Consider the following 13,016-nt stretch of genomic DNA (forward strand, 5'->3'; position numbering starts at 1 on the left):
TCATATTACTAACAACTTTTTATCTCAAATCGACGCACGATTATATGGAATCGGCATACTGCTGCACGGTAGATATTTCAGCTTTCACTTGCTTAATTAAACGCTCGATATGCTCAGCCGAACCTTTGGTCATTGCCTGCGCCAGTTGTGACGTTAGTTGACGTAAGGTTGGCGCCGCAATAATTTTAGCCACCAACTGCAACTCATCAATCGCTTGCTTCATTGCCTGGTGATCTTTATTTAACACCAGCGCAGTTAACGCATTCGATTTGTCAGTTAATTCTGCCAAATATTCATCCATCATCATGGCAGCCAATTCGGGTGAGCCCTGATTTTTCATATATTGTTGTAGGTTGAACGCCGATGGTAATGCATGGTTAATCTGATGTTCAAACGACACTAACGTTTCCACTGCACTTGCGGAAGTGTGTTGATGATCTTGTGGATTATTCTCAATACTGGCTGCGGCAGACTTAGTAGCGTAAAACTGCTCTGGTGCTTTTAACCAAGGTGCAAGTATGGTCGTTAACGCTTTAATATCTCTACTTTCAGGTACTTGTCCTAAATGCCAGTTTTTACTGAACTCAGCCTGCGACTCACTTAATTCAATCACTTCGTCTTGAGCAAAATGAAATACGCCACGGCTAATTGACTGACCAGCGGCTAATTGAATATATGGAGATTGGGAAAATTCATTAAATAAAATGAGATAGCGGCCAGTTTGCCAGTGTTTTAACATCGAGCTTTCGTCTGCAACCACTGTCACTTTAAAGCCAAGTGATAACAGTAAACGCCACAATAATTGGTGCTGCTCTACATCACTGACCGCCAACAATAACTCCACTTGTGCCGGTAAAAACTGTTGGCAATTAAGCTGGTCAGCCGATACAACAAGGTTGTCGGCTTGCTTGTTTTTAAGTTGGCTGGCCAATTCGTTAATCAGCAGCTCGCGACAAATGGGAGCGTCCGATAATGAATACAGCCCTATTTGTAAAACATTGCTTACCACATGGTTTTGGAGTGATTGTACAATTAAAAGCACTGGCTGTTTTTTTACCGGTAAGCTAGCAATATGTTGGCGTACATTTTGGTGCTTAGTATTCGTTGGGCCAGCAAGAATAACAGCATCAAGTTTTTGTCGATTAATTGCCGCCAGATTATAGTTTTTGCTGAAATGATCAAGATTAGATAAAGTCTCACACTGTGCGCCAGCATCCCGAATATATTGGGATAGAATGTTTCGCTGAACACTGTTTTCAGTAATCACTAAAATATGCTTTTGTGCCAGCAATTTTGTTGATTTACTTTGAGCCTGCTGTTGCGATACGGCTGATGTAGCTGCTGTGACCGCGGCTAAGGAAGCAATAGTTACTGGCAGTTTAAAACTCACCTCTAACCCATGCTCAACTTGAGTTAAGGTGACTGGCTCTGCATGCAACTCTGCCAAGATTTGCTCAAAGCAACTGATAGTTACATCGCTACTGACATTACTTTCTGGCACTTTGTTTGCCGATTCTTGGTTGATAAACGCCTTGTCTTTAGCAAGTTTATCTATGCTTAATGCCGTTAAATGCTTAGGCACTTCAAAAGCTTGAGCGCTCACCTGCTGGTCAATAGCAGTTAATTTACCTGTGATTAATAAATTTTGCTGACCGGCATTTTGATCAATGACTTTAATGGATAACAGTAACTGATGCTTAAATTGTTCTCTAAGCAAAATGCTACAGAAATCATTGAGCAATTGGCTAAACAGACGAACATCAATGCTGGTATCGCGGCACAGATTGTTATCAAGCATTAAATGAATGTGGTTTTGAGCTAATGCTGCATTTAAGCTACTGTTATTAATTACTGCATAAATAGTTTGTGGTAGGTTTACATTAACTATTTTTTTACTACGCTGTGCTAACGCTATTTGTGTCATCACCTGTTGTTGGCGAACGCAGTTAAATAAGCGCTCCAATTGGCGATGAATTGGTTGGATATTTGTACCGCTAACCATTGCAACTTGCTGACTTTGCAACATGCCCTTAACGACCATTTCACTTAGCATTTGATAATCATGTTCGGCAGCTAATAACTGTTGCTCAGCAAATTGCTGATATTGCTGTTCATTGGTGATTAGCTGTTGTTCAAGTTCAGCAATAGCACTTTGCTCTATCACTGTGCCCTGCCAAATTTGCTGATGGCAACTAATAGTAATGGCTAATGAAATATTGTCAGCAAGCGTAAAAGCACCGGTTGCAATATCTTGTGAATGCTTGGCCTGTTTTGCTAACTCTATCAGTTGCTTGAAATTATCTCTTCCTAAAATTAAGCGCCAAAATGCAATAGGTTGAGCTTGTAAGTTTGCACTTTTTTCTTGGCTAAATAATTTACTCACCTGATCTGTAGACAACTGAATAGTACTTTTATCAGTGCCTTTGCGATTGTCTAATTGCCAATAACAACAGCCAGTATGTTCAAATAAATTCGCCCATTGTTGCTGATTTTGTTGCGTTAAGTACTCAATATCTGCTTGAGAAAATACCGTTGACAGTTGTTGGTTAAGCATTGTCTGAACGTGCTGTTGCTCATTATTTTCAGGAGATGGCTGACGTTCACGCTGCGATAATTGCTGTTCAATAAAAGTCATTAACCGCGCTAATTGGCGGCGCATGGTTTGAAAACTAATGACCGCCAATATGACACCAAACATCATTAACACCAGCGACAGCACTAAAGCGGTATTGGTTAATATATCGATTGAAAGTTGATAACCCCATAGTTGTATTTTTTCGCCAGCTTTTTGAATTCCCGTTTTGCTAGTTGGCGATGCAGCTTCTGCTATCGGCAAAACCTGCTTTAATAATTGCTGCTTTTTATTTAACAACGCATGATTCGCAACATTCAGCGCCAGAATATATGGTTGATAAAGCCTAATACTACCTTGCCATTTTCCCAGTAGTGCTTGCTCATCAGAAAAGTAGGCAATAAGTTGTTGCAGCTGACGGGTGATCGCCTGTGAATTTGGCGATTGGCTTGATAACTGACTAAAATCCGCCGACAGCATTGTGACTAGCTGTTTTAAATGTTCAATTTCCGGCGGTATGCGTTTTTCAATAAGTGGCTGTAACTCAATAGCAATTGCGTTAAGCAAACGATTGATTGGCAAAAAGTGTGTAGTAACTGATTCTGGCAAATTAGCGATAGCCGCTTGAGTCGTGGTAATAGTTTGCAACGCTTGTTCTGTTAGTTGCTGATTGCGCTGAATATTTTGGCTCAACCGACTAAGATCATTGACATCAGTAAGCTTTACCTGCTCCAACTCTACCATGGTTATATGTGAAGCTTGATATAAACTCAGCAATTGTTGATGCAATGCCACTAAATTAGTACTTGCTTGCGGCGTGCTTAGTTCCTGCACTTGGCTTGTAAGGCGATCAAGATAAGCTAATTGTGTTAATTGGTATTTTACTGCGGGTAGTTGCTGTTCAACTATCGCTTTACTGGATTGTATTGTGTAGAAATACAGCCCAGCTAAACAACCGAGTGCCAACAATAGTGCGACTATCGACCCGACTAGCCAAATACGCACCTTTGCCGCAATAGAATATGATGATAAATGAGTGTCGTTCATACTATTTAACCAATAATCCTTCACAGGTTTTATATGCTTTGCCGTACTTTATTCGATTAACTAGTTAATGAGCTAATTAATCAGCTAGTAATTCAGCGAATTAACAAATTGATAATGACGACAGAATCAGCATTTAGGTAATTTAATAGTCTAAAGCAATACACTCACCTTGAAAATGCACTAAACAGTTAAACAGAATATTAGCTACGCTTTTTTGGGGTCCATGCCCAGTCCATCATCACTTCAATCGGCTCTTGTCCCGACTCATCGGTGATCACTACCGGCACTAGAAAGCTGCCTTTTTCCTGAGTATTTATTTGCTCTATTTGCGCTTCAGTCAAACTTGCTTTAGCCGTTAATCCACCTTGCATTCGGCGATTAAAATTGACTGTCATTGATTTTAATAGCGGTAAATGGCTATCGGGCACATTCATGCCAAAAACAATACCCGTAGCCGATTCAGCCAACAATGATGCAGCAATAGCGTGAACACCACCAATATGATTTTGCACGCGTTTAATATTGGCAAGTGATAATTCAACTTCAGTGTGAGTCACTTTATGAAGCTTTACGCGTGACGTGCCGGCGTATTTAACCAAACCACAAAACATTTTAGTTAACAAATAGCTATGACAAAATGTCGGCAGTTTATAAATAGTATGTACAGCTTTTGCGAGTTTATTTGCCATGCGTTTTCCTTTGATTAACTTACATCAGTTTGTAGGGCTTATTTACCCCCTAGCTTTAACAACATTGTTAATTATACTGGTCAGACCTTCAAGTGTTTTTAATCATAGTCTGTGCAGAATTAACTATTTAAGTAGTGTGTCTAAACTAACAATGTAGAAATTCACGTTCCTCGATTTAGATCAGTAAAGCTTAAGTATCCAGCTATAGCCATAGTCAAAATTTGGTGATTTAATAGCTGATAATTAATGTTTATTGCTATGATGGCTCGGCAGATACATGTAAAGTGAATACTGTTAGTCCATCATTTGAGTTGAAGAAGTATCAAATTTGAGTGTAATAAGTAACTATTATTTCATGCGCCTTTTATGGACGACATTAGCATCGACAATATTAGTTGGTTTATTAGCTTTTCGACCAGCCTTTGCCAATCAAACACCAACACATATTCGAATTGTTACCGAGCATTTACCGCCTTTTCAAATTGAAATGCCAAATGGTGTAGAAGGTTTTGCTACTGAAATTGTTTCTACAGCGATTTCAAATACCCCGTACAGTTTCGATATCAAACTTTATCCTTGGACGCGGTCATATAATATGGCGCTCAAAAAGCCCAATACCTGTATTTATTCGATCGCAAAAACAACGGAAAGGGAACAGTTATTTACTTGGGTTAATACTATTGCAGAGCGCAATGCCTCATTTATTGGTTTAGCTGAAAATAATTATCAAATTAACAGCATTGAAGATGCCAAAAAATATAATGTTGCCGTGATCAGAGATGATGTCACCCACCAATACTTAATAGAACAGGGCTTTGTTGAAGGCATCAACCTTTACGTGGTCAATAACACCCACTCACTGCTTAAGCTTATTGCTCAACGTAAAGGGGTCGACTTAATATTAATTGATGCCTTTACTGTGAAGTATCGCGCTAGGTTCAATCAATTAGATCCGGCAATGTTTAAGAATTTTTACCAAATTAATAAGCAGCCGTTGGATTATTATTTAGCTTGCAATAAAGCAACCTCACCAACCATTATTAATGACCTGCGCCGCGCCATTGACGAGATGAAAGCCAATGGTCAATTGAGCAAAATTATTGATGAATGGCAATACCCCAAAATTAAAGTTAACCATTACAACTAGCTTGCGCGAGTGCCTGTTTGGCTATCAATTGCCTATTTAACTATCAAGTGACGCTTTAGCTTTCACTGTTCATTAAAACAACATATTTCTGTCAACCAACAGTCATAATTGCTGATTATCGTGAAGCCATGACTGTTTTAAACGACATGTATCAGTACGATTTACGCATTTTACGTTGGTGCGTTAAATCTCGTTACTATCATAAGTTTATCGAAGCTGTTCGCGCGATATCCCGCACAGGTGACGGCTATTTACAGCTAATTGTGCCAATTGTTATTGCCCTTGCGAGTCAAAGTAGCCAGTTTTTCTATCTCGCCCTGATGGCATTTGCCATTGAACGCCCGTTGTATTTTATTCTTAAACATACGCTAAAGCGCAGACGACCACCGGATATCCTTCCCGACTTTTCATGCTTAGTACAACCGTCGGACCAATTCAGTTTTCCGTCAGGTCATACTATGGCGGCATTTTTATTGGCGGGCTTAGTGGTTGCCGAGCTAGGAGTAGTGGCGTGGCCTATTTATCTCTGGGCAAGTGCTGTTGGCGCATCCCGGGTCATTCTTGGCGTGCACTTCCCTTCTGATATTCTCGCTGGCGCAGCACTAGGTTCTATTATTTTGTTAGGAGTTATTTGATTTGACCAAGATTTTATTTGGCATTCAGGGCACAGGGAATGGCCATATTTCCCGAGCGCGGGTACTTGCCCGTTATTTACAAGACCACAAGTTAGATATCACTTATTTAATCTCCGGCCGCGACAAAGACAAACTATTTGATATGGAAATATTTGGTAATTTTCAGCATCGCAATGGACTAACCTTTGTTACCCAAAACGGCAAAATAGATTATTGGCAAACCGCCAAAAAGAACAGTTTACTGGAGTTTTGGCGTGATATTCGCCGATTACCGGTTGACGAATTTGATCTAATCATCACAGATTTTGAACCGGTTTGTGCATGGGCTGGCAAGCTTCATAAAAAGCCGGTACTTGGTATCGGACACCAATATGCGTTTGGCGAAAATACGCCACTTGCTGGTGAGTCTTTTCTGGCAAAAAAAATTATGAAAAATTTTGCTCCGGCTGAAACTGCGATTGGCCTACATTGGCATCGCTATAACAATAACGTATTACCGCCGATTATTGATGTATCGCTAGCTGCTACATCGCAGAAAGAGCATGTTTTAGTGTATTTACCGTTTGAAAATCAGGCTGAAGTGACCGAACTGCTTAAGCAACTACCAAATGCTAGTTTTGTCCAATATGCGCCAGACTTAGTTGATAACGAACAAGGTAATGTCAGTCTACGAAAAACTTGTCATCAAGCATTTAAAGATGATTTAACTAAGGCATCGGCCGTAATTTGTAATAGTGGCTTTGAATTAATAAGTGAGTGCTTACATCTTGGTTTACCTATATTAACAAAGCCATTAAATGGTCAAATGGAACAGCATTCTAATGCGCTGGCGTTATCACAATTAAATTATGCCAAGGTAATTAAACAATTATCATTGGCAGAAATAGCCACTTGGTTGGAAAGTTTGCCAGCGTGTCAGGCCAAGCCATTACCCAATGTTGCCAAGTCTATCGCAGATTGGATTGCTGACGGATCTTGGCAAAATCACCACGAACTAGGTGCAGCACTTTGGCAGTAACTTTTTTGGCAATAGCTATTTGATGCTATTGCCAAAGCTAAAATAAAATTTGAACTAACAGTGGCGAGAATTAAAGTTTAAAAAAGTGTTCTTGGTACACTTTTAATTCGGCAATTGATTCGCGAATATCATCCAACGCTAAATGCGCGCCAGTTTTCACGACTTTATCTAACACTTCTGGTTTCCAACGTCGCGCTAGCTCTTTAACCGTGCTGACATCTAAGTTACGGTAATGGAAATAATCTTCAAATTCAGCCATGTATTTATTAATAAAACGACGATCTTGACCAATACTATTACCGCACATTGGTGATTTGCCTTTTGGCACATATTGGCTAATAAATTCAATGGTTTGTGCAGTAGCTGTTGCCAAATCAACTTGGCTATTGCGGCAACGCTCAGTTAGGCCTGATTTACCGTGATGCTCAATACACCAAGGGCTCATATTGTCCAGCACTTCGTCACTTTGCTTAATAGCAAATACGGGGCCTTCAGCAAGAATATTCAATTGGCTATCAGTGACAATAGTAGCAATTTCCAATATCACATCTACACTTGGCTCCAAGCCGGTCATTTCCAAATCTAACCACACTAAATTTGTATCACTTACACTCATGAATATCTCTTTATTAAATAACTTTGCGCTAGCATTAGCTGATTACTCTATAAGTCAGTATAATACGTGACATTTACTGATTTTGAAAAGCCAATGTTAATTCCTTGGCTTAACATCGACTTTAATTACAGCGATATCACGTGGCAAAAGCAAAGAAATTAACCAAAGGTCAAGCACGGCGCATCAAGGCTAATCAAGCGAAAAAACTTCATCAGAAACAAGATGAAATGCAGTGGCAAGATGATGAACTTGGCTCAGCTGAAGAAGGCGTAGTGATTAGTCGCTTTGGTCAACATGCCGATGTTGAGAATCAAGCGGGTGATATATTTCGCTGTAACCTTAGAAGAAGTATCGACTCATTAGTATGCGGTGATCGCGTGGTGTTTCGCCAAGGAAAATCACAAGACCACAGTGTTTCTGGCGTAATAGAAGCAGTTCATGAACGAACATCAGCGCTAAGTCGTCCTGATGTTTATGACGGTTTAAAACCCATTGCCGCTAATATTTCCCAAATTGTCATTGTCACCACTGTGCTACCGGCATTTAACCCAGATATTATTGATCGCTATATCGTCGCTTGTGTCCAAACGAACATCAAGCCAGTGATCTTAATGAATAAGTCCGACTTGATTAATGAGGAGCTGGCCGAGTTAATTGAGCCACAAATGGATATTTACCGCGAAATTGGCTATCAGGTGCTTTATGCCAGTAGCGATACTGAACAAGGTATTGCCGAATTGCGAGCTCAGCTTAAAGATCACACCAGTATTTTTGTTGGTCAATCGGGTGTGGGTAAGTCAACACTTGTTAACACCTTAATGCCCGAGTTGGGGTTACATACCCAGCAAGTTTCGGAAAACTCTGGCCTTGGCCAACACACAACAACCGTTGCCAGACTTTATCACTTTGAGCAAGGCGGTGATTTAATCGACTCACCTGGTATTCGCGAATTTGGCTTATGGCACCTTAGCCCAGAGCAAGTGGCTGATGGTTTTATCGAATTTGATGACTATCTTGGCACCTGTAAATTTCGTGACTGCAAACATGTCAACGATCCAGGTTGTGCGTTAATTGCCGCGGTTGAAGCAGGTAAAATCCACCCTGAACGACTGACAAGTTTTCAACGTATTGTCGAAAGCCTATCGGGCAATACGTTAACATCAAGATTTAAACAATAGTAACAAACACACGAATCTCACGAGGAACGCTTAAGTGTTAATTAATAAAATTAAAATCGCATTGCAATATATGATGCCTAAACACGCGATTTCACGCCTTGTTGGTAAGTTTGCCGCCGCTGAAGCAGGTTGGTTTACCACCCAAGCGATTAAATATTTTATCAAGGCTTATGACATTAATATGGACGAAGCCAAGTTAAAGCGTGCAACCGACTTTACCACCTTTAATGACTTTTTCACCCGTGAATTAGAAGATGGTGCTAGACCTGTTGATAACAACGCCGCAACTTTGTGTTATCCAGTTGATGGCATGATCAGCCAACAAGGCGATATTGAACAAGGGCAATTAATTCAGGCCAAAGGTTTTACCTACAGTTTAGCGACATTACTTGGCGGCGATAACAAAACAGCTGAACCATTTCAAAACGGTAAATTTAGCTGTATTTATTTAGCACCGAAAGATTATCACCGTATTCATATGCCAATGGATGCTACCTTACGTGAAATGATTTATGTGCCGGGTGATTTATTTTCAGTAAACCCATTAACTGCCAATAATGTGCCTAATTTATTCGCCCGCAATGAACGCGTAGTCACTATCTTTGATACCGAGCACGGCAAACTTGCTATGGTATTAGTTGGCGCGACCATCGTTGCCAGCATTGAAACTGTCTGGGCCGGCACGATTACACCTCCGGCAGGTAAAGATATCTTTAAATGGCAATATCCAGCCGAAGGGGCGGGTGCTATAAAATTGAAGAAAGGTGATGAAATGGGTCGATTTAAACTTGGCTCAACCGTTGTTTCTACGTTTGCACCCAATATGGTGGAATTTAGCCCGCAGGCTGGCCCTGGCACAGTCACTCGTTTGGGTAAACATTACGCCGATGTTGTCAGCACAACTGACTAAACGTCAATAGTATAAAAGTAATTAAGCTATGTTAGTTTATGCACATCGCGGTGCCAGCGGAGAATTTCCGGAAAACACCGCACAAGCTATTGAACAAGCCATCGCTCAGCAGGCCGATGGGATTGAGCTAGATGTGCAATTTCATCGCGATGGCAACTGGTGGCTACTACATAATTTATATGTTGATAAAACCACCCAAGGCTCAGGCCGATTATTAGCGCTAAGCAGTGATTACATTCAAAGCTTAACCACAGCAGATGGCAAACCATTACTGACGCTGCCACAAGTGCTGAATATTATTAATAATCGCTGTCCGGTGAATATTGAAGTGAAAATTTCTACCGGCGAAGGGCAAAAGCTTAAACAAGCCAGCCACAGTCTGATTTCATTGATAGATGAACTCGTTGATGCAGGAAAAGCGAACTGGCAAAACTTGGTGATATCTTCATTTAATCATTTATTTTTGGCTGAGCTTAAGCGTGAAAAAGCTGCGATTAAAACTGGGGCGTTAATTGCTCATTGTCCTGCAGATTTAGCGCAGTCAGCCCAGCAACTGCAAGCAAACTCAATTAATTTAGCGCTTGATTGTTTAAATCAACAAATTGTTGATGATGCTCATAGGCGCAAGTTGCAAGTATGGGTCTACACCGTTGATCGTCAAGATGACATAGCGTTTTGTCACCAGCTTGGGATAGAGGCAATTTTTAGTAATTTTCCGGCTCGTACCAAACACTATTTAGCCGAAATTGCCAATAAATAGCGCTTAAGCATTTGTATTTAAAGTAGAAGAAATTTTTATTTGCTCAATTTATCAGCAAAGGATACGATTAGATTCGTATGTAACCATTTTGTCATGCGACAAAATACTCTGATTTAAGGAAGTATCAATGGCTAAAGATAAGTCAAACGTCAAGCCGACAGAAGCCGAACTGACGTTACTTAATGTACTCTGGAAGATTGGCCCTGCAACGGTTAGACAAATTCATGAAACAGTCAGCGAAACACAAAATACTGGCTACACCACAGTACTAAAAATATTGCAGATTATGCATGAAAAATCATTAGTGATCCGCGACGAAAGTAATCGTGCTCATGTATATGCCGCTGCCAACAGTGAAATACAAACTCAATCATCGTTAATCAAAGATTTAATCAGTAAAGCGTTTGGTGGTTCAACATCAAAGTTGGTGATGAGAGCGTTAGATGATTCTACCAGCAAGCAAGAAATTGAAGATATTCGTCATTTATTAGATACCTTAGAGAAATAAGCTCGACTAATAACCCGCTATGTCATTATTAATTACAGACAATTTAGTTTTACAAACATTGGCCATCACTTTGCTGCACTTTTTGTGGCAAGGGCTACTAATTGCTGTGCTGACAAAACTGTTTTTAATAATAATTAGTACCAAACGTCCAACCATAAGGTACGGTGTACTTTGTGGCGCGATGTTAACTAGTTTATTGCTTCCCTTGTTGACTTTTAACTATTTTTATCAGGCTGATAGCTATCAAGGGCTGGTCGAAAACCAACTGTTTACCAGTAACTTACCAGAAACCTTACAACAACATAGTGCAAGTGATTGGCTGCAACAAGTTAATGATTACCTGCCCTATCTGTCAGTTGTCTGGTTATTTTGGGTAGTATTTCTTACCTGTAAAATGCTCTTGGAAATGTGGCAAATACAACAGCTGCCATACAAAAATGTTATTAGCACAGAGCCAGAATTACTTTCACGTTTTCAGCAACTTGCTCAGCAAATTGGCTTAAAACGTGCGCCTAAGTTGATTATTTCATTAACTGCTCAAGTGCCTATGGCATTAGGCTGGCTCAAACCTACTGTGCTGATGCCAGCACAAATGTTGTTAGGCTTATCTCAAGAGCAATTAGAAATGTTGATTTTGCATGAACTGGCGCATATCAAGCGTTATGACTACTTAATCAATTTCTTACAAACTTTAATTGAGATATTACTGTTCTTCCACCCTGCTGTACTGTGGATATCAAAGCAAATGCGTCAAGAGCGCGAATACTGCAGTGATGATATTGCTGTGCATCATAGCGGTAGCCCAATAGCTTACGCTCATACGCTGGCAGATACGGCAACACTGTGTAAGTCACATCGTCACACCATTCCAACAATGGCAATGGCTGCATCTGGTGGCGACTTAAAAGCACGCGTCGTGCGCTTAGTCAATCATTCATGTAGCAGTCAAAATAGCTCTGGACAATGGCTTGCGGGTATCACAATTTTACTGGCAATTGGCTTAACCGCTTCAAAACAATTAATCACGTTACCTTTTTATGAGCTATCCAATATCAGCGTTAATCTGCTGCAAGGAACTCAAGGCCAAGCCCAAGTAACCGATTTTAGACAAAACAAGAGTCAACAATTTAGTCAAAATGAGCCAAAAATTGGTGAACAAGCCCATTCAAGAAAAGAAGCGGCTTTAGCAACAAAAGAGAGCAACGAGCAACTTCGACAAACCTCTGAACTAGCCTTACAACCAATAGCTAGCCCTGATTTGTCGGCTACAGAGTTAAATACTGGTTCATCTACATTATTACCTAGCTCTCTTAATGAGAGTGGTGAACTTGATCAGCTAACTGAAGACAAGAATTTAACAGCAAGTACAAACAATCAACTTAGCCAAACTGATAGCCAAAGCAATGTGGATTTAGATGCGGCATTTGATGAAATAGAGCAGCTAGCAACACAAAATACCAAAAAACGCTATAGCCAAGCCCCTCATCAATTAGATCAGCACCAAGGTGAAAATACGCTGTTCTCATCGACAACTTTGGATGGTAACAAGGCTACACTAGCTAATAACACGCCAAGTTCTGAAGTTGCATTATTTGAACAGCGCTATATTAATCAAACGGCACAAAGCCACACTGAGTTATTTGAACAGCAGGAAGCAAAACTATTGACCAGCGTAGAGCCTAGGTATCCTTCAATAGCTAAGCGCAATGGTTATGAATTAGATGTTATGGTCAACTTCACCATTGATAAGAAGGGCCGAGTGATCGACATTGAATTTGAGCAGCTAAACCGTCTAAATTATTTTAAAGGTGCTATAACCACTGCCATGAAGCAGTGGCGATTCGAACCAGCCCGCGTTAATGGCGAGCCGGTTACCAGTACCATGGCAAAAATATTTTCATTTAACATGGATTAAGCCGAGTTATTTCGGTTAACC

Annotated in this window: 11 protein-coding genes; 8 read left to right on the forward strand and 3 right to left on the reverse strand. The window is 40.4% G+C overall.

What is annotated here, in order from left to right; genetic code table 11:
* Nucleotides 1-40 precede the first annotated feature (40 nt).
* On the reverse strand, nt 41-3,619 hold the full coding sequence (locus tag ACOB82_RS08985) for a hypothetical protein (RefSeq protein WP_448212645.1): 3,579 nt from the start codon (nt 3,617-3,619) through the stop codon (nt 41-43).
* Nucleotides 3,620-3,819: 200 nt separating this feature from the next.
* Nucleotides 3,820-4,308 carry a DUF4442 domain-containing protein gene (locus ACOB82_RS08990; protein WP_448212646.1) on the reverse strand — a complete coding sequence of 163 codons (489 nt, stop codon included), beginning with the start codon at nt 4,306-4,308 and terminating at the stop codon, nt 3,820-3,822.
* 355 nt (nt 4,309-4,663) lie between these two features.
* Between ACOB82_RS08990 and ACOB82_RS08995 the strand changes: the two genes are divergently transcribed.
* From ACOB82_RS08995 to ACOB82_RS09005, 3 genes are all read left to right on the forward strand, one after another.
* Nucleotides 4,664-5,455, forward strand: coding sequence for a substrate-binding periplasmic protein (locus ACOB82_RS08995; protein ID WP_448212647.1), 792 nt, complete (start codon nt 4,664-4,666; stop codon nt 5,453-5,455).
* Nucleotides 5,456-5,583: 128 nt separating this feature from the next.
* Entirely contained in the window at nt 5,584-6,090 is a 507-nt protein-coding gene (locus ACOB82_RS09000) for a phosphatase PAP2 family protein (protein WP_448212648.1), read from the forward strand.
* A 1-nt stretch (nt 6,091) separates the two neighbouring features.
* A complete protein-coding gene (locus tag ACOB82_RS09005; protein WP_448212649.1) occupies nt 6,092-7,108 on the forward strand; it encodes an MJ1255/VC2487 family glycosyltransferase in 1,017 nt (338 codons plus the stop codon).
* A gap of 70 nt (nt 7,109-7,178) precedes the next feature.
* On the opposite strand, the gene orn is transcribed toward ACOB82_RS09005, so the two are convergent.
* Nucleotides 7,179-7,724: an oligoribonuclease gene (gene orn / locus ACOB82_RS09010; RefSeq protein WP_448212650.1), complete on the reverse strand. Its 546-nt coding sequence runs from the start codon at nt 7,722-7,724 to the stop codon at nt 7,179-7,181.
* A gap of 140 nt (nt 7,725-7,864) precedes the next feature.
* Between orn and rsgA the strand changes: the two genes are divergently transcribed.
* The 5 genes from rsgA to ACOB82_RS09035 all read left to right on the forward strand — a co-directional run bounded on the left by rsgA (nt 7,865) and on the right by ACOB82_RS09035 (nt 12,995).
* The gene (gene rsgA, locus ACOB82_RS09015; protein ID WP_448212651.1) at nt 7,865-8,902 is read left to right on the forward strand and encodes a small ribosomal subunit biogenesis GTPase RsgA; all 1,038 of its coding nucleotides are present in this window, start codon (nt 7,865-7,867) and stop codon (nt 8,900-8,902) included.
* Nucleotides 8,903-8,942: 40 nt separating this feature from the next.
* Nucleotides 8,943-9,812, forward strand: a complete 870-nt coding sequence (gene asd / locus ACOB82_RS09020) for an archaetidylserine decarboxylase (RefSeq protein ID WP_448212708.1) — start codon at nt 8,943-8,945, stop codon at nt 9,810-9,812.
* Nucleotides 9,813-9,840: 28 nt separating this feature from the next.
* On the forward strand, nt 9,841-10,572 hold the full coding sequence (locus ACOB82_RS09025; protein WP_448212652.1) for a glycerophosphodiester phosphodiesterase: 732 nt from the start codon (nt 9,841-9,843) through the stop codon (nt 10,570-10,572).
* A 127-nt stretch (nt 10,573-10,699) separates the two neighbouring features.
* Entirely contained in the window at nt 10,700-11,080 is a 381-nt protein-coding gene (locus ACOB82_RS09030; protein ID WP_448212653.1) for a BlaI/MecI/CopY family transcriptional regulator, read from the forward strand.
* Between the two features lie 19 nt (nt 11,081-11,099).
* Entirely contained in the window at nt 11,100-12,995 is a 1,896-nt protein-coding gene (locus tag ACOB82_RS09035; protein WP_448212654.1) for a M56 family metallopeptidase, read from the forward strand.
* Nucleotides 12,996-13,016 lie beyond the last annotated feature (21 nt).

The organism is Colwellia sp. MEBiC06753, assembly GCF_053470325.1.